We start from the raw sequence: 16,296 nt of genomic DNA, 5'->3' as shown, positions 1-16,296 counted from the left end.
CGGTCACCGACCGCGCGGCCGCGCTGCTCGGCGCCCAGGCCGCCGGGAGCGCGTTGGTGTGCGCGACCCAGCTCGTCGCGCTCGGTCGGGCGGGCCTGCTCGTGCGCGACCGGCCGGGCCGGGTGGCGCTGCGCCTGCTGGTCGCCCGGGGCGCCCCGGTGCTCGGGCTGACGCTGGGGCTCGCGGTCGCCCTGCGCGCGGACCGCTACGTGCTCGGCGCGCTCGCCGGTCCGGCCGCGGTCGGGGTGTACTCCCTGGCCGCCACGCTGAGCGAGGTGTCGCGGGTCGTCCCGCAGGCGGTGGGCCAGTTCTTCGTCCACCACGTCGCGCTCGGCGGTCGGTTGCTCGCCCGCTGGGTGGCGCTGCCCGTGGTCGCCGCGGGCGCCGGCGGGGTGGTCGTCGCCGCGCTGGGCTGGGTGCTGGTCGTGCCGGTGTTCGGGGTGCCCTTCGAACAAGCCCGCGAGCTGCTGCCGGTGCTCGTGGTGGCCGAGGCCTGCTTCGCCCCCTACGCGGTGGCGAGCCGAGGGCTGATCGGCGGGGGACGCACTCGCTCGGCCGGTGCGCTCGGCCTGGCCGCGGCGGTGGCGGCGGTGGCCTGCTACCTGCTCGGCGCGCGGGTCGGCGGAAGCACCGGGCTGGCCGTGAGCTGCGTCGTGCTCTACAGCGGACTGTCGGCCGCCGCCGTCACGCTGTTCCTGCGTCGGGTCCGGGACGCGCGATGAGCCGGCTCGCGATCGACGGCGGCCTCCCGGTGCGGGTGGACCCCATGCCCGGCTGGCCCGTCTACGACGCGGAGGACCTCGAGTCGGTGCGGGCGGTACTGGCCTCCGGGCGGGTGAACTACTGGACCGGCGAGCACGGGCGGGCCTTCGAGGCCGAGCTGGCCGAGGCGGTCGGCACGACCCACGCGGTGGCGCTCGCCAACGGCACTGTCGCACTCGAGCTCGCGCTGCGTGCCCTCGGCACCGGACCGGGCGACGAGGTGATCGTTCCCGCCGCGACGTTCATCGCCACCGCCAGCGCCGTCGCCGCGTGCGGTGCCCGACCCGTCGTGGTTGACGTCGACCCGGACAGCATGACGCTGACCGCGGACACCGTGGCGCCGGCGGTGACCGAGGCGACGGTGGCCGTCGTCGTGGTGCACCTGGCCGGCCACCCCGCCGACCTGGCGCCGCTGCTGGCGCTGGCGCGGGCACACGGCCTGCGGGTCGTCGAGGACTGCGCGCAGGCGCACGGCGCCCGGTACCGGGACCGGCCGGTAGGCGGTTTGGGCGACATCGCCGCCTGGTCGTTCTGCCAGGACAAGATCATCTCCACGGCCGGCGAGGGCGGCGCCGTCACCACGTCCGACCCGCTGCTGTGGCGGCGCTGCTGGGAGCTCAAGGACCACGGCAAGAGCTGGGCGACCACCCGGGAGCCGGCGGCGTCGGGCTTCCGCTGGGTCCACGACGACTTCGGCACCAACGCGAGGATGACCGAGGTGCAGGCCGTGGTGGGGCGCAACCAGCTCCGCGCCCTGCCCGGGTGGACCAAGCAGCGCGCCGCGAACGCGACCGAGCTGGCCGAGGCACTGCGCGACCAGCCGGCGGTCCGGGTCCTCGAGCCCTCGGCCGACGTCGAGCACGCCTACTACCGGTGCTACCTGCGGGTGTGCCAGGAACGGCTCGCGCCGGGCTGGGACCGGGACCGGATCGTCGCCGCGGTCGGCGCGGAGGGCGTGCCCGCGCGCCAGGGCGGCTGTATGGAGATCTACCGCGAGCGGGCGTTCCGCCGCTTCCCGGCCACCCCGCGGTCCCTGCCGGTGGCCGCGCGGCTCGGCCGCACCTGCCTCGCCCTGCCGGTCCACCCCACGCTGGAGCGCGCGGACGTGGCGGACATGGCCGAGGCCCTCACCAAGGTCCTGGCGGAGGCGAGCACATGACGGGTCCGTGCGACTGCCGCGCGAGGCGGCTCTGCGATGTCCTGTTCGCCGGGCTCGGGCTGGTGGTGCTCGCGCCGGTGGTGCTGGTGGTGGCGGTCGCGGTGCTGGTCGCGCTGGGGCGGCCGGTGCTGTTCCGCCAGACCCGGGCCGGCCGGCACGGGTGCGAGTTCGTGATCCTCAAGTTCCGGACGCTGCGCCCGCCCGCCCACCCCGGCGAGCCGGACCGGGACCGCCGGACCCGGCTGGGCGAGCTGCTGAGGTGGACCAGCCTCGACGAGCTGCCCCAGCTGGTCAACGTCCTGAAGGGCGACATGAGCGTCATCGGCCCCCGACCGACCCTGCCCGAGCAGGTGCGCCACTACACCCCCCGGCAGCGCGGGCGCCTCGCCGTGCGCCCGGGGATGACCGGGTGGGCCCAGGTCTGCGGCCGCAACTCGCTGAGCTGGCCCGAGCGGATCGAGCTTGACCTGTGGTACCTCGAGCGGCGCTGCTGGCGGCTGGACCTGCTGATCGTCCTGCGGACGGTCGGCCTGCTGCTCCGGCCGCGCGGGGTGGTCGGTCCCGGCGGGGTGAACCAGGGCTTCGGCCCGCGGGAGAGCGAGGTACGTGGTGTGGGGTGAGGAGCTCTACGTCGCCGGGGCCGGTGGGGCCGGCCGGGAGGCGCTGGACATCGCACTGGCCTGCGGCCGGACCGTGGCCGCGTTCCTGGACGACTTCCGGGCGGGGGAGAAGGTGCGGGGGCTGCGCGTGCTCCCGCCGTCGGAGGCGCCGGCCGGCGCCGGGTACGTGGTGGCGATCGCCGACGCCAGCGTGCGGGAGCGGCTGGCGGCCCGTCTCGACGGGCTCGGCCTGATCCCCGACGAGCTGGTGCACCCGCGGGCGACGATCGGTCCGGAGACCACGCTCGGGCCCGGGTTCCTCGCCCATGCCGGAGCCCTGGTCTCCAGCGGCGTGATCGCCGGGGTGCACTGCCAGGTGCACTACAACGCGACGGTCGGCCACGACTGCGTGCTCGCCGACCGGGTCACCGTGCTCCCGGGCGCCAACGTCGCCGGGGCGGTCCGGATCGGCACCGGGGTCCTGGTCGGCTCGGGCGCGGTGGTTCTGCAGGGGCGGTCCGTGGGGGCCGGTGCGGTCGTGGGCGCCGGTGCGGTGGTGACCAGCGACGTCCCGCCCGGCGTGGTCGTCGTCGGCTCGCCGGCCCGGCCGCGGTGAACCCACCGGCCACCACGGCGCCGGCGGTCCAGGGGGGCGGAGCGTCACCGACCAGCCGACGACACGACCTGGCGGACCAGGATCCTGAGCGCGGCGGGGTCCACCGCGTGCGGGTCGCCGGCCAGCCACCCGCCGGCCTCGCGCACGAACCGGACCGGGTCCATCGGGGGCACCGCGGCCCGCCCGGCGGGGTCGGTGGTGATCTCCCCCGGCCGGCTCGGGTAGATCAGCAGCGCGCCGTGGACCTCGAGCGAGGGCAGCAGCGCCCGGAAGGCGGGCAGCCGTTCCGCGAGCTCGGAGACGCCGCCGCGGAAGCGGTGCCCGTTGCGCCACAGCGTTCCGGTCTCGTCGACCTGGTAGTGCCCGGGCAGCCACAGCTTCGACTCGACGAGCAGCAGCCGCCGCCCGCACAGCACGGCATGGTCCACGTCGGCGAACACCGAGCCCACCTCGGCGGCCAGCCCGTGGCAGATCCGCACCCCCGGGATGCGGGTGAGGTAGCCGGCCAGCAGGTTGGCGGTGAGCCGTTGGGCGGTGTCGTCGGGCTCGGTGCCGGGGCTGCCGAACACGACGTGCCCGCCGAACTCCACGCCGAACGCCCGGTCCACCCGCGCGGCGCTGATCTCGCGGTAGACCACCGCCGCGCCGGCGAAGGCCAGCACGAGCAGCCAGCAGGCCAGCACCGGCGCGGGGGCGCGGGAGAGCAGCAGGGCGAGCATGACCAGCGCCCAGCCGCCGGCGCCGACGAGCAGCAGCGGGCGGCTGAGCCGGTTCGCCGGCACCAGCACCGCCCGGCCGAGCACCTCGGGCCACCAGGGCACGCTGTCCAGGTCGATGACCGGCAGGGCCGGCGTGTGCCGCGGCGCGTCCCACCGCGGTTCCCGCTCGTCCTCGGGTTCGTCCTCGGGCTCGTCCTCCCGGAGGTCCTCCGGCTCGGTGTCCTCGAGGTCGGCTCCCGTGTCGTAGCCGGCGCTGTCATCGTCGGCGTTGTCGTAGTCGGCGCGGCGGCGGGGGTCGGTCAGCGTCTCGTAGGCGTCCCGCAGCAGCCGGAACGTCCCGACGGTGCCGCCGGTGTCCGGGTGCATGACCTTCACCAGCGCCCGGTAGGCCGACCTGATCTCGGCACTGGAGGCGTCGCGGGACACCCCGAGCAGCTCGTAGTAGTCGTACCCGCGCACTCACACCGCCCGTCGTCCGATCCCGCGCGGACCAAGACTATGGCCCTGGACTAGGCCCTGTCCCCGTGGATCGGCATCCGCACCCGGAAGGTGGCACCCCGGCCCGGGGCGGTGTCCAGCTCGATGCTCCCGCCGTGCGCGGTCACCAGCGACCAGGCGATCGCGAGGCCGAGACCGGCGCCGCCGCCCCCGTCCCGGGCGCGGGAGGTGTCGGCCCGGTAGAACCGGTCGAACACCAGCCTCGCCTGCTCGGCGGACATCCCCGGTCCGCTGTCGGCGATCTCCAGCACGGCGTCGGTGCCGGTGGTGCCGACGCCCACCCGGACCGGGCTCCCGGCCGGGGTGTGCGCGACGGCGTTGCCGACCAGGTTGGTCACGACGCGGCGCAGCCGGGACTCCTCACCGAGCACCGGCGCCGGCCCCGGCTCCGGCGCGCCGTCCGGCCCGGTGAGGGTGATCTCCCTGGTGGGGTCGAGCGCCCGGAGGTCGTGCAGCGCGTCGACGGCGAGCGTGCGCAGGTCCATCGGGGCCGCGCGGACCAGGTCGTGCTGGCCCTCGTCGAGCTGGGCGAGCAGGAGCAGGTCGTCGACGAGCCCGGCGAGGCGGACCGACTCGCGCTCGATCCGGTCCATCGTCGCGTCCACCTCGGCCGCGCCCATCCGGTACAGCTCGGCGAAGCCGCTGATCCCGGCGAGCGGGGTGCGCAGCTCGTGGCTGGCGTCGGCGACGAACCGCCGCATCCGGGCCTCCGAGCGGGCGCGCGCGTCGACCGCGTGCTCGATCTGGGTGAGCATCCCGTTGAGCGAGGTCGTGAGCCGGCCGACCTCGGTCCGGGGTGGCGCCCCGGGCACCCGGCGGGAGAGGTCCCCGCCGGCGATGGCGGCGGCGGTCTCCTCGATCCGCCGCAGCGGCGCGAGCCCCGCCCGCACCCAGAACCAGCCGGCGACCGCGAGCACCACCAGCACCCCGGCACCGACCAGCACGCAGACCAGGCGGACCCCGGCGATCGTGGCGTCCACCTGGTCGAGCGACCCCGCCACCACGACCGCGCCCGCCCCGGTCGGGGCCGCGAGCACCCGCCACCCCGGCACCTCGAAGGGCTGGTCCCCGTGCGCGAGCACGGTGTCCCGGTCCAGCTCCGGCGCCCGCTCGCCGCGCCACTCCAGTTCCACGGCGCCGTCGCGGTCGAGGAAGGCGATGTAGAGGTCGTCCAGGCCTTCCCTGGCCGAGTCCGTGGCCGGGTCGGTGTCGGGGTCGCCGGCCGGGTCGGTCAGGGCCCTGCCCTCCAGCCGGCGGACCAGCGGCTCGGGGATGCGGGAGAGCACCCCCGAGGCCAGCCGGAGCTGGAGGTCGACCCGCTCGAGCAGCGGACCCCGCAGCGTGGCCAGCACGACCGCGTCGCTCACGACCAACCCCACGACGAGCAGCGACATCGCGATCAGGACCAGCCGGGTGCGCAGGCTCACCGCGGCCTGCGCAGGACGTACCCGACGCCGCGGACGGTGTGGATCAGGCGCGGCTGCCGGTTGTCGACCTTGCGGCGCAGGTAGCTGATGTAGGACTCGACGATGCTGGTGTCGCCGCCGAAGTCGTAGCGCCAGACGTGGCGCAGGATCTGGGCGCGGTGCAGCACGGTGTCGGCGTGCTCCATGAGCAGGTGCAGCAGCGTGAACTCGGTGGGGGACAGGGACACCGGATCTCCCCCGCGGGTGACCAGGTGGGCGACCGGGTCCAGCGTGAGGTCGCCGGCGGTGAGCACGCTGCGCTGGTCGCCGCTGGTCCTGCGCAGGATGGCCCGGATGCGGGCGAGCAGCTCCTCCAGCCGGAAGGGCTTGGTCACGTAGTCGTCGCCGCCGGCGGTCAGCCCGGCGACCTTGTCCTCACCGGCGTCCCGGGCGGTCAGGAACAGGACCGGGACGTGACCGCCGGGTGGGGCGTCGGCACGCAGGCGGCGCAGCACCTCGAACCCGTCGAAGTCGGGGAGCATCACGTCGAGCACCACCAGGTGCGGTGGCTCCCCGGTGGCCGCGCGCAGCGCCTCCGCCCCGGTGGCCGCGCAGGACACGCTGAACCCGGCGAACCGCAGGCTGGCCGCGAGCAGCTCGCGGAGCGTCGGGTCGTCCTCGACGACGAGCAGGTTCATGGCACCGACGATTCCAGGTCCGGCCGCCGACCGGGCGCCGGTGTCACTCAGCCGGCGGGAACTCCCAGGAAACTCCCAGCCTTGCCGCCCTCGGCCCGGTCGACGTCGTCGAGGAAGCCGCCGGACTGGTGACGCCACAGGCGGGCGTAGACGCCGTCCCGGGCCAGCAGGTGCTCGTGGCTGCCCCGCTCGATCACCTGCCCGCGGTCGAGCACGACGAGCTGGTCCATCCGGGCGACGGTGCTCAGCCGGTGCGCGACCACCAGCGCGGTCCGGCCTTCCATGATCCGCCACAGCGCCCGCTGGACGAGGATCTCGCTCTCCGAGTCGAGTGCGCTGGTCGCCTCGTCGAGCAGCAGGATCGGCGCGTCGCGCAGGATCGCGCGGGCGAGGGCGACCCGCTGGCGCTGTCCGCCGGAGAGTTTGACGCCGCGCTCGCCGACGAGCGTGTCGAAACCCTGCGGCAGGGTCTCGGCGAACTCGGTCACGTGCGCGGCCGCGGCGGCCGCCTCGATCTCGGCGTCGGTGGCGTCGGGCCGGGCGAAGGCGATGTTCTGCCGCAGGGTGCGGTGGAACATCGCGGGCTCCTGGGGCACGTAGGCGATCAGGCCGCGCAGGTCGGCCTGGCGCAGGCGGGAGATGTCCTGGCCGCCGACCCGGATCGTGCCGCCGTCGACGTCCATCATCCGCAGCAGCAGCTGGGTGAGCGTGCTCTTGCCGCCGCCGGAGCGGCCCACGAGGCCGACCTTGCTGCCGCTGGGCACCACCAGGTCCAGGTCGGTGAACAGCGGTGCGGCGCCGGGGTGGGCGAAGCGCACCCCCTCGAACCGCACCTCGGACCCCGCCGGGCGCAGCGGCTCGGGGGCGGCGGGGTCGAGCACGGTCGGCGGGTCGAACAGCAGCTCGGTGAACTGGGCGGCCTCGGTCAGCGTCGTCTCCAGCCGCCGGTAGATCTGGTTGAACTCGAACATGAGCCGGGTCGCGTTCGTGAAGTAGGTGAACGTCACCACCAGTGCCTCCACGCCGAGCCGCCCCCCACCGACACCGACGGCGAGCAGCACGCCGAGGGTGCTGGTCAGCACGGACATCGGCGCGACGACGCTGTCGATGCGGAGGTTGGCGTAGTCCCAGGAGCGGATCGCCAGGCGGCGGACCTCGGCCACCCGTTCGCGGTGCTCGGCGGCCTCCCGATCCTCGGCGGCGAAGGCGCGGACCGTCGGCATGTTGGCGATGCTGTCCGCGACGTGGCCGGCGACCCGCGCTGTCGCGGCCTCGCGCCGGTCGACCAGGAGCTGGCGGCGACGCACGAGCGGCGCGATGCCAAGCGCGGTCGCCGCGATCAGGGTGACCAGCACGAGGACCAGCAGCGGGTCGTAGCGCCACAGCACCACCGAGGCGAACCCGAGCGGGACGATGGTCGCCACGACCGAGAACGTGACCGTGTCCACGAACTGCTCGAACCGGGTGGCGAAGCCCAGTACCCGCTTGGTCAGCGAGCCGGCGAAGTTGTCGTGGAAGAACGTGATGTCCTTGGCGAGGAGCTCGTCCATGCCGAGCACGTACAGGTTCTCGATCCCGTGCCCGTCTGTCCTGTTCAGACAGTGGATCCCGATTCGCCAGAGCACCTCCCCTGCCACCAGCACCGCGGCGAAGCCGAGCGCGGCCGGGAGGAGCGTCGCGGCGGTCAGGTCGGCGCCGTCGCTGAGCCTGCCCGCCAGGTTGGCGACGACCAGGGGAGCGAGGTAGAGCAGGCAGGTGTTGCCCAGCGCCGGCAACAGCATCGCCGGTACGGAGATGTGCTTGCGGCGGAAGAGTTCTCGTCGGTAGTAACGAAGTGCCAGTAGAACCGCGTTTTTGCGCGTGGCCATGGCCACCCCCTTCCGCTCCATCGTGCCGGAGCGGGACGGTGGCGGCGAACGGTTATCGACTGCCGGTCATCGGCACGCCGTTCTCGTACACCTCACGCAGCACCAGATCCTCGACGTTCTCCACCACCGAGGCCACCTCGGTCCTCCTGAAGTCCACGTTGGACAACGTCACGTCGCGGACCGGGGCGTCCGGGTAGCCGCGCAGGGCGAGGGCGCGCTGGGCGTGGTCCACGGTGAGGTTCTCCACGGTGATCGACCGGACGTCGGGGTTGAACCCGTGGCCGGGGCCCTCCTCGTAGTAGAAGTCGATGACGATCGCGGACTGGCCGACCGTGCCGACCGTGATGTCGCGGGCGTGGAAGTCGTGGATGAACCCGCCGCGTACCGAGTTGGTCTTGAAGCGCAGCGCCGTGTCCAGGTCGGGACTGCTCATGCGCAGGTTGCGGGCGTAGACCTCCCGCACGCCGCCGGACATCTCGCTGCCCACGGTCACCCCGCCGTGCCCGGCGCGGAAGTCGCAGTCCTCCACCACGATGCGCTCGCTCGGCACGTTCACCCGCCGGCCGTCGGCGTTGCGGCCGGACTTCACGGCGATGCAGTCGTCGCCGGTGTCGAACTCGCAGCCGCGGATCACGACGTCGCGGCAGGACTCCGGGTTGCAACCGTCGTTGTTCGGCCCGTGCGTGCGCACGCTCACCCCGCGCACCAGCACGCCGCGCGACAGCACGGGGTGGATCTCCCACATCGGGGAGTTGACGATCCGGACGCCCTCGACAAGCACGTTGCGGCAGCGGTAGGGCTGGATGAAGCTCGGCCGCAGGTACCCGCCGTCGCCGAAGACCCGTTGGGCGACCGGCACCCCCTGTTCGGCCATGGCCTGCAGCCGCGTCCGCGCCGCGGCCTGGTGCGGGTCGCCGGGCCGCCAGCCGTAGTCGGGGTTCCCCTTCCACGGCCACCAGTGCGCGTTGTCGGCCTGCCCGTCGAGGGTGCCGGCACCGGTGACCGCGACGTTGCGCGCGCCGAACGCGTAGATCAGCGGCGAGTAGTTGAACAGCTCCGTGCCCTCCCACCGGGTGAACACGGCAGGCAGGTAGTCGTTCGGGTCCTGGCTGAAGGCGACCGTCGCCTCGCGGACGAGATGCAGGTCGACGTTGTCGGCGAGGTGGATCGGCCCGGTCAGGTAGCGACCGGGCGGCACGACGACGTGCCCGCCGCCCGACCGCGTGCACGCCCGCACCGCACGGCGGAAGGCGCTGGTGCAGTCGGTGACCCCGTCGCCCCGGGCGCCGAACCGGGTGACCGGGAAGAACCGGCGTGGGAACCGGGGTGCTCGTACCCGCGCCGCGATGGCGTCGGCGCGTGCCCACGGGTCCGGGTCGTGGCCGGGGTCACCGGCGGCCTGGGCGAGCGGGCCCGCGGCCCCCAGCCCCAGCGCGGTGCCCGCGGTGGCCGCTGTCGTACTTCGGATGAAGGATCGGCGAGACCACCGTCCTGGCATGCCCCCACCTCCGCGACGGCTGTGTCGAGGTGCGCGAGAACCCAGTAGTACCCGACTTGACGTGTTCAGGCAATCACGGTAAGTGATCGACTCGGTGTGCCCGGGCGGGGAGTGTCGCCAGGGCGAGGCCCTCCTCGAGCCGTTCCAGCTGCGCGCCGACGCGGTGCAGGGTTCGCAGCATCGCCGTGTTGGTCACCTCGGTGACCGCGTAGGCGGTGCCGCTTCGCCCGTTCGCGGCGGCGGTGAGCCGGCGCAGCAACACCGTGCCGATGCCCCGGCGCTGCCAGGCGTCCTCGACCAGGAGCGCCGCCTCGGCGCGGTCGGCGTCCGGGACGAGGTTGGCCATCGCGACCACCTCGCGCCGCTCCGGAACCTCGGCGACGAGCGTGCACGCGCCCGCCCGGCCGAGCATGTCGGTCAGGTCCGCGACCGAGGGCCGGGCACCGCCGGCGAGGTAGCGTCGGCGGCGGGAGCGCTCGCTGCACCGGTCGTGCATGGCGAGGATGGCCGGCACGTCGCCGGCGACGGCACGGCGGACGGTGAGCTCGGTGCCGGTGGGCAGCAGAACCGTCGTCGGCCCGCGCTCGGTGAGCGCCTGGCCGAGGTCGAGCAGCGCGCCGACGCGGGCGAACTCGTCGGGGGTGAACGGTGCGGCCCTGGTGACCGTGAGCAGCCCGCCCTCCGGATGGCGCAGGCGCATGGTGGTGCCGTCGGGTCCTTCGGTCGGCTCCCCGCCGGGCTCCCGGCGCAGCACGCACTCGCCCAGCAGCGCCCGCACCGACCGGTCCAGGTCCCAGCCGTGCTCGACGTCGCGGGTGATCGTGGTCAGCACCCGGGTGGGCACGTCGACGAGGTCGTGGCGGTCCGCCGGTTCGACGCTGACCTGTCCGCCGCCACCGGCCTCGACCGCGGCGACGATCTCGGCGGCGGTGCTCGTCGTGTCGATCAGGAACTCGTCGACAGCCTGCCCGGGCAGGGCGTGGACCTGCAGGGAGAGGATGTTCATCCGGCGCCCCGCGAGCCCCGCGGCCAGTGCGGCGAGGCTGCCCGGGGTGTCCGGCACGGTGGCCCGGACGCGCCACAGCCCGCCACCGGGCTCCTCCGCGGAAGCGGGAGCGGGGCCGGTCGCGGCGGCCGCGCGCGCCGGACGGTACCGCCACCATCGGTGCACCAGCGCGCAGGCGAGGGTCGCGGCGCCCATCCCCACGAGCACGAGCGCACCGGAAGGCTGGTGGGCAAGCGAGTTGGCGAACACGTCGGCCACCGCCACGGCCAGGAACAACGCGGCCAGCTCGACCAGCTCAGCGGTCCAGGACTGGCCACGGGGCCGGTTCTTCATGCGGCTGTTCTCCATGCGGCAAGCCTCGCCGGCCGCCTTTGCGGGGACGCTAGGGCGCTGTCACGGTCCCGTTACCTGCCCAGCAGGTGCCGGCGAAGCGTCTCGTGCTCGGCGAGCACAGGGAGCTCGAGCACCCGTCGTCTGGCCGGCTCGCTCATCGCGTCCACCGCGGTCGCCAGCTCGGTCAGCCCGCCGACCTCGACCGCGGTGGTCAGCATCCGGGTCAGCACGTCGTCGTCGGCCTCCGCCGCGTGGTCGGCGACGCGGTTCCGGAACCGGTCGTCGGTCAGCCGGCCGATCATCGCCAGCCCGGCGAGGCGGAGCTCGGCGGGGCCGGTGAGCGCCGTGTGCACCACCCCACGCACCCTTTCGGCGGGCAGGGCGGTGAAGACCCTGGTCAGGTGTTCGTCGGACTCCGCGTAGCAGCCGATCCACAGCACGGCCTCGTCCGAGACGCGGTTCGTCACGTCCTCGACGATGCGGGCCGTCGCCGCCTCGAGCAGCCGGCCCAGCGTGATGAACTCCTCCCGGGCCACCAGCGCGAGGACGACGGCCACGGCGCGGTCGGGCCGGATGCGGGCGACGACCGGGACCGCGCGACGCGGGTCGAGGTGGACGCAGGCCTGGGCGAGGTACTCGATCGGCATCCGGTTGGCCAGCTCCGCGGCCCGTTCCGGCGCCATCTCGCCGGCGACCCTCGCGGCCAGCAGCGGCGAGAACGCCCGCAGCGCGATGCGCACATTCAACGGTGTGGGCAGGACCCGGGAGATCGCGGCGACCCGCTGGAACGCGGCGCGATGCTCGTCGTAGAGCGCGGTGACGACCCGTTCCCGCAACCGCCGGATGCCCGCCGGGCCGAGCGAGGCCGCGAAGGCGACACGGTCGGGCGAGGTGTGCAGCGCGCGGGCGAGCTTGACGAGCTCGGCCCGGGTGGCGAGGTCGGGTGCCATGTCAGTGCTCGACGATCCGCCGGACGGTGCCGCGCAGTACCGCGGGCATCTGCCGCAACGCCTCGTCGGTCGCCGCCGCCAGCGCCCGGCCCTGGTGCCGACGAGCGGCCACCAGCGCGCCGTGCAGCTCCACGACGTCGGCGTCGGACAACGCGTCCAGCTCGTGGGCGTCCTCGCCCAGCCAGCCCCGCACCAGCTCGCGAGCATCCCCGGTCATACCCCCGATCCTTCCGGGTCGATCGCCTCGCGCGCATCCCGGGTGAGCGCTACTTCTCACCGTCGGTCGGTTCTCCGTGGCACTGTCGGTTTCCCGTGGCACTGTCGGTTTCCCGCGGCCGCCGGGAGGATGGGGGGATGAGGACCAGCGGGAGGACCCGTCCGGACCTGCCGGGGCCCCGACGCCCCGCGTTCCGGGACGAACAGGGGGTGTGGCAGGTCAGCGACCTTCCCGGCGCCCGGGCCGTGCTGCGCGCCACCGACACCCTGCAGGCCGGTCTTGGCGTGGAGACGGTCGCGAAGCTGCCCTCGGCCTTCCGGCGGCCGGTGCTCTACCAGGACGGGCCGGAGCACCGCGAGTACCGGCGGCAGACCGCCCGGTTCTTCACCCCGCGCCGAGTCGAGAGCGAGTACCGGGAGCTCATGCACCGCATCGCCGAGCGCGAGATCGGCGTGCTGCGGCGGGCCGGCGGTGTCGATCTGTCCGAGCTGAGCCTGCGGCTCGCGGTGGACGTGGCGAAGGCCGTTCTCGGGCTGACCGAGAGCCGGGCGGGCACCGCGCGTCGATTGGAGCGGTTCTTCCCCGAGCAGCTGGGGCGGCCGGGGTTCGGCAGTCCGCGCGGGGTCTACTGGGCCGCGCGCATCCTGTACCTGTGGCTGGCGGTGTACGCGGCGGACGTCCGGCCGGCGGTGCGGGCCCGGCGCGCACGCCCCGCGGACGACCTGGTCTCCCACCTGCTGGGCGAGGGCGCCCGCGTGGGGGAGGTTCTCGGCGAGTGCCTGACCGTCGCGGCCGCGGGGATGGTGACCACGCGGGAGTTCGTCACCGTCGCCGCGTGGCACCTGTTCGCCGAGCCGGACCTGCTGGAGCGCTACCTCGCCGGCGCCGAGCCGGACCGGCTGGCCATCCTGCACGAGCTGGCCCGGCTGGACCCGCCCATCGCCACGCTGCGGCGGCGGACCACCGCACCGTTGGCCCTGCCGGACGGCACCGTGATCCCGGCGCACGCCCGCGTGGACGTGTCGGTGGCGGCGGCCAACGCCGACGCGGCGGGGGATCCGGCGAACGGGCTGACGTTCGGCGAGGGGCCGCACCGGTGCCCCGGCCGGCACCTCGCCCTCCAGGAGGCCGACATCTTCCTGACGACGTTGCTCGGCGACACCCCGGGCGTGCGCATGGCGGCCCCACCGCGGGTGTCGTTCAACGAGGAGTTCGCCACCTACTCGCTACGGGGCCTGGTCCTCGTCACCGGCTGACTCGTCGCCGGATCCGGGGGCGGGCCTGGTCCAGGTCATCGTGACGGTCGTGCCGGACTCGTCCCGCGTCACCGCCGAGTCGGTTGTCAGCGCCCTGATCAGGCGAAGCCCTCGCCCGCGCAGGCCGTCCCCGGGGGACTCGGGCTTCCACGTGCCGTAGTCGGCGACGGTCACGGTGACCGTTCCCGCCTCGTCGCAGCTGGCGTGCAGGTCGAGCACGCCGTCGGGGGTGTCGAGGTAGGCGTGCTCCACCGAATTGGCCATCGCCTCGTAGGTCGCCAGGGTCAGCTCCTCGCGCTGCTCGTCCGGCATGCCGACGTCCTCCGCCCACCGGCTCAGCGTGCGGCGCAGCTCGGGCAGGCGCTCGGGCGTGGCCGGGATGCGGTGGTGGATCTCGCGGGAGTCCGCGTCGGTCGACGCGCTCACAGCGCCTCACCTCCGTCCAGCCGGTGCACGTGCAGGAACGCGATGTCATCGTCGTGGTTGCCGCGGGTGAGCCGGTCGATCAGCTCGTCGCAGGCCTGGTCGACATCCGGTCCCGCGCGCAGCGCGGGCAGGGCCGAGACCAGCGCGTCGAGGCCCACGGTGAGGTCGCGGCTGTGGCTTTCGACGAGGCCGTCGGTGTAGAGCACCAGGTCGGTGCCCGGGGGAAAGGCGGTCCGCTCCTCCGGGAAGCCCCTGCCGAGCCCCAGCGGCTGGGCGAGGGCCTCGCCGACCAGCTCGATGGTCCCGTCCGGGTGGATCAGCGCGGCGGGCAGGTGACCGGCGTTGGCGTAGACGAGCTGGTCGCCGGCCGGCTCGTGCACCGCGTAGAAGCAGGTGACGAACCCGGGACCGGGCAGGGCTCCGACGAGCTGGGACACGTTGCGCAGCAGCTCGCCGGGGGAGAGCTCGAGCAGTGCGTAGGAGCGGATCGCGGTCCGGACCTGTCCCATGACCGCCGCCGCGGTCACCCCGTGCCCGACGACGTCGCCGATGACGAAGGCCGTCCCGCCGCCGGGCAGCGGGATCACGTCGAACCAGTCGCCGCCGACCTTGCTGCCGGTGGCGGCGGGCAGGTACCGCGTGCAGACCGTGAGCCCGGGGACGTCGGGCACGGACGGCAGCATGCTGCGGGACAGCTCGGCGGTCAGGTTCCGCTCGCGGTCGAACAGCCGCGCGTTGTCCAGGGCGATGGCCGCGTAGCCCGCGATGCCCTCGGCAAGGTACTCGTGCCGCTCGGTGAACCTGCCCGGCTCGGGGTGGCCGAAGAAGAACCCGCCGAGCACCTCGCTGCTGGTCGGGCTGATCACCGAGACCGCGAGGTAGCTGCGTACCGGCAGGTGCCCCTCCGGCATGCCGTAGTAGGGGGCGTTGTGGCCGAAGCGGGCGTCGCGGACGATGTCGTCGCTGCGGAGCGTGCCCGTGCCGTCGAAGGTCGGGGCGAAGACCGCGGTGTTGCGGGGCATGGGGAAGCGTTCGAAGGCCGCCCTCGGCACCCCGGAGAGCGTGTAGAGCGTGTACGACTCGCCGTACTGGTTGATCAGGTTGTAGAAGAAGGCGCCGAAGTGCGCTCCGGTGGCCAGCGTCGCGGCGTCTGTCGCGTCCTGCACCACGCGGTCGATGTCCAGCTGTGCGGTGAGCCGTTGGCCGACCGCGTGCAGCGTGTCGACCAGGCCCGCCTCCGCGCGGAGGTGCTCGACGGCCTCGCCCAGCCGCTCCAGCTCCGCCGCGTGCTCGTGGGCCGCCCGCTCCACCTCGGCCAGGTAGTCGCGTTCGGCGTGGGCACCAGTCTCGAGGTGGCGGGCCAGTGCGACGCGGACCGCGGCCGCCAACGGCCGCGCGTGCGTCGCGATGGTGTCCGGGAGCGGTTGTCCGGAGAGGACGAGCACACCGAACTGTCCGTCGGGGATCGTTCCGGCCAGCGCCAGGACCGAGACGACGCCGGCCGCACGGGCGGCGCTGGGGTCCGGCAGGCGGTCGGGCTCGAACGCGAGGACCCCGACCGGCTCGCTGCCGAGGCTCGTCGACAGCAGGGTGGCGGGGACCAGCCGGCGGAGCTCGCCCGCGCCGGCCTCGGCGACCAGGACCGGTTCTCCGCGGGAGCCGTCGGCGGCGGGGCCGGTCCGGCACGTGTAGCACCAGACGGCGAGCGCGCCGAGTGCGGAGTGGAGAGCGGTGGTGAGCGCGGCGGCCGCGGGGCCGAACCCGCCGGCGCGTTCCCCCGCCAGCCGGACCTCGCCGGCGACCCGCAGCGCGGTCGAGGCGCCGAGCGGGGGCAGGTGGGGCGTTTCGTCCGGTAACCGGGCCACCGAGCCCGTGGTCATTCGGTGCCCAGTGCCGCGGACAAGGTCGGGAACACCACCAGTTCGTCGGTGAGCCGGGTGATCTCCATCGGGCGTAAGGTGATCCGTCCCGCGGCGACGATGTGGACGCGTCCCGGCGACTCGAGCTGACGGTGGGCCGTGATCAGCACCGCCATCCCGGCGGAGGCGAGGAAGTCGACCGCGGTGAGGTCGATCACGACCAGCTCCGGCTCCGATCGCAGCGCTCGGTCGAACTGCTGCTGGAGCTTGGGTGCGAGCGCGAGGTCGAGCGCTCCGGTGACCCGCAGTACGACCGTGCCGTGCTGCTGTTCGAGGGCCACCGAGCCAGTCGCGGTCTCCAGCACGCTCGGGGTGAGGTCGACCGAATCAGAATCCGCCATGCGGCAATACTGCCGTCCGCGATCC

At 74.2% G+C, this 16,296-nt stretch carries 16 protein-coding genes; 5 read left to right on the top strand and 11 right to left on the bottom strand.

The annotated features are described in order from the left end of the window. From BU204_RS40430 to BU204_RS34765, 4 genes are all read left to right on the top strand, one after another. Positions 1-722: lipopolysaccharide biosynthesis protein (locus BU204_RS40430; protein WP_198943096.1), on the top strand; the 722-nt coding region annotated here is incomplete at its 5' end. Further along, positions 719-1,921, top strand: a complete 1,203-nt coding sequence (locus BU204_RS34775; RefSeq protein WP_075130062.1) for a DegT/DnrJ/EryC1/StrS family aminotransferase — start codon at positions 719-721, stop codon at positions 1,919-1,921. The genes BU204_RS40430 and BU204_RS34775, both read left to right, overlap by 4 nt. Next, entirely contained in the window at positions 1,918-2,541 is a 624-nt protein-coding gene (locus BU204_RS34770; RefSeq protein WP_075130061.1) for a sugar transferase, read from the top strand. The genes BU204_RS34775 and BU204_RS34770 overlap by 4 nt, the downstream gene beginning before the upstream one ends. Beyond that, entirely contained in the window at positions 2,528-3,136 is a 609-nt protein-coding gene (locus tag BU204_RS34765; protein WP_198943095.1) for a NeuD/PglB/VioB family sugar acetyltransferase, read from the top strand. Before BU204_RS34770 ends, BU204_RS34765 begins: the two co-directional genes overlap by 14 nt. 44 nt (positions 3,137-3,180) lie before the next feature. On the opposite strand, the gene BU204_RS34760 is transcribed toward BU204_RS34765, so the two are convergent. The 8 genes from BU204_RS34760 to BU204_RS34725 form a co-directional block, all read right to left on the bottom strand. After that, the gene (locus BU204_RS34760; protein WP_075130060.1) at positions 3,181-4,314 is read right to left on the bottom strand and encodes a J domain-containing protein; all 1,134 of its coding nucleotides are present in this window, start codon (positions 4,312-4,314) and stop codon (positions 3,181-3,183) included. 50 nt (positions 4,315-4,364) lie between these two features. Beyond that, the gene (locus tag BU204_RS34755) at positions 4,365-5,780 is read right to left on the bottom strand and encodes a sensor histidine kinase (protein WP_233160967.1); all 1,416 of its coding nucleotides are present in this window, start codon (positions 5,778-5,780) and stop codon (positions 4,365-4,367) included. Next, the gene (locus BU204_RS34750; RefSeq protein ID WP_075130059.1) at positions 5,777-6,457 is read right to left on the bottom strand and encodes a response regulator transcription factor; all 681 of its coding nucleotides are present in this window, start codon (positions 6,455-6,457) and stop codon (positions 5,777-5,779) included. Before BU204_RS34750 ends, BU204_RS34755 begins: the two co-directional genes overlap by 4 nt. Positions 6,458-6,504: 47 nt before the next feature. After that, the gene (locus BU204_RS34745; protein WP_233160966.1) at positions 6,505-8,325 is read right to left on the bottom strand and encodes an ABC transporter ATP-binding protein; all 1,821 of its coding nucleotides are present in this window, start codon (positions 8,323-8,325) and stop codon (positions 6,505-6,507) included. Positions 8,326-8,377: 52 nt separating this feature from the next. Then, on the bottom strand, positions 8,378-9,823 hold the full coding sequence (locus tag BU204_RS34740) for a glycoside hydrolase family 28 protein (RefSeq protein ID WP_075130057.1): 1,446 nt from the start codon (positions 9,821-9,823) through the stop codon (positions 8,378-8,380). Between the two features lie 73 nt (positions 9,824-9,896). Next, positions 9,897-11,177, bottom strand: coding sequence for a GNAT family N-acetyltransferase (locus BU204_RS34735; RefSeq protein WP_075130056.1), 1,281 nt, complete (start codon positions 11,175-11,177; stop codon positions 9,897-9,899). Between the two features lie 56 nt (positions 11,178-11,233). Next, positions 11,234-12,112 (bottom strand): hypothetical protein, encoded by an 879-nt coding sequence (locus BU204_RS40425; protein ID WP_075130055.1) that lies wholly within the window; start codon positions 12,110-12,112, stop codon positions 11,234-11,236. Between the two features lies 1 nt (position 12,113). Then, entirely contained in the window at positions 12,114-12,329 is a 216-nt protein-coding gene (locus BU204_RS34725; protein ID WP_075130054.1) for a hypothetical protein, read from the bottom strand. 137 nt (positions 12,330-12,466) lie between these two features. Between BU204_RS34725 and BU204_RS34720 the strand changes: the two genes are divergently transcribed. Then, positions 12,467-13,585 carry a cytochrome P450 gene (locus BU204_RS34720; RefSeq protein ID WP_075130053.1) on the top strand — a complete coding sequence of 373 codons (1,119 nt, stop codon included), beginning with the start codon at positions 12,467-12,469 and terminating at the stop codon, positions 13,583-13,585. Here BU204_RS34720 and BU204_RS34715 read toward each other — a convergent pair. From BU204_RS34715 to BU204_RS34705, 3 genes are read right to left on the bottom strand one after another with little or no spacing between them, the layout of a single operon-like run. Further along, positions 13,556-14,011 carry an ATP-binding protein gene (locus tag BU204_RS34715; protein ID WP_075130052.1) on the bottom strand — a complete coding sequence of 152 codons (456 nt, stop codon included), beginning with the start codon at positions 14,009-14,011 and terminating at the stop codon, positions 13,556-13,558. The two genes, BU204_RS34720 and BU204_RS34715, sit on opposite strands and share 30 nt — an antisense overlap. Then, positions 14,008-15,891 (bottom strand): PP2C family protein-serine/threonine phosphatase, encoded by a 1,884-nt coding sequence (locus tag BU204_RS34710; RefSeq protein WP_083661899.1) that lies wholly within the window; start codon positions 15,889-15,891, stop codon positions 14,008-14,010. Before BU204_RS34710 ends, BU204_RS34715 begins: the two co-directional genes overlap by 4 nt. Further along, positions 15,888-16,271 carry an STAS domain-containing protein gene (locus BU204_RS34705; protein WP_075130051.1) on the bottom strand — a complete coding sequence of 128 codons (384 nt, stop codon included), beginning with the start codon at positions 16,269-16,271 and terminating at the stop codon, positions 15,888-15,890. Before BU204_RS34705 ends, BU204_RS34710 begins: the two co-directional genes overlap by 4 nt. Between the last annotated feature and the right edge of the window lie 25 nt (positions 16,272-16,296).

This window comes from Actinophytocola xanthii, from assembly GCF_001921205.1.
GTDB lineage: Bacteria > Actinomycetota > Actinomycetes > Mycobacteriales > Pseudonocardiaceae > Actinophytocola > Actinophytocola xanthii.
This window is presented reverse-complemented; position numbering and strand designations above follow the sequence as displayed.

Bases quoted from the DNA above. Each gene is read 5' to 3' on its own strand.
- BU204_RS34705 (WP_075130051.1), bottom strand. From the start codon at position 16,271: ATGGCGGATTCTGATTCGGTCGACCTCACCCCGAGCGTGCTGGAGACC.
- BU204_RS34735 (WP_075130056.1), bottom strand. From the start codon at position 11,177: ATGGAGAACAGCCGCATGAAGAACCGGCCCCGTGGCCAGTCCTGGACC.
- BU204_RS34740 (WP_075130057.1), bottom strand. From the start codon at position 9,823: ATGCCAGGACGGTGGTCTCGCCGATCCTTCATCCGAAGTACGACAGCG.
- BU204_RS34770 (WP_075130061.1), top strand. From the start codon at position 1,918: ATGACGGGTCCGTGCGACTGCCGCGCGAGGCGGCTCTGCGATGTCCTG.
- BU204_RS40425 (WP_075130055.1), bottom strand. From the start codon at position 12,112: ATGGCACCCGACCTCGCCACCCGGGCCGAGCTCGTCAAGCTCGCCCGC.
- BU204_RS34775 (WP_075130062.1), top strand. From the start codon at position 719: ATGAGCCGGCTCGCGATCGACGGCGGCCTCCCGGTGCGGGTGGACCCC.
- BU204_RS34745 (WP_233160966.1), bottom strand. From the start codon at position 8,325: ATGGCCACGCGCAAAAACGCGGTTCTACTGGCACTTCGTTACTACCGA.
- BU204_RS34725 (WP_075130054.1), bottom strand. From the start codon at position 12,329: ATGACCGGGGATGCTCGCGAGCTGGTGCGGGGCTGGCTGGGCGAGGAC.
- BU204_RS34720 (WP_075130053.1), top strand. From the start codon at position 12,467: ATGAGGACCAGCGGGAGGACCCGTCCGGACCTGCCGGGGCCCCGACGC.
- BU204_RS34710 (WP_083661899.1), bottom strand. From the start codon at position 15,891: ATGACCACGGGCTCGGTGGCCCGGTTACCGGACGAAACGCCCCACCTG.
- BU204_RS34750 (WP_075130059.1), bottom strand. From the start codon at position 6,457: ATGAACCTGCTCGTCGTCGAGGACGACCCGACGCTCCGCGAGCTGCTC.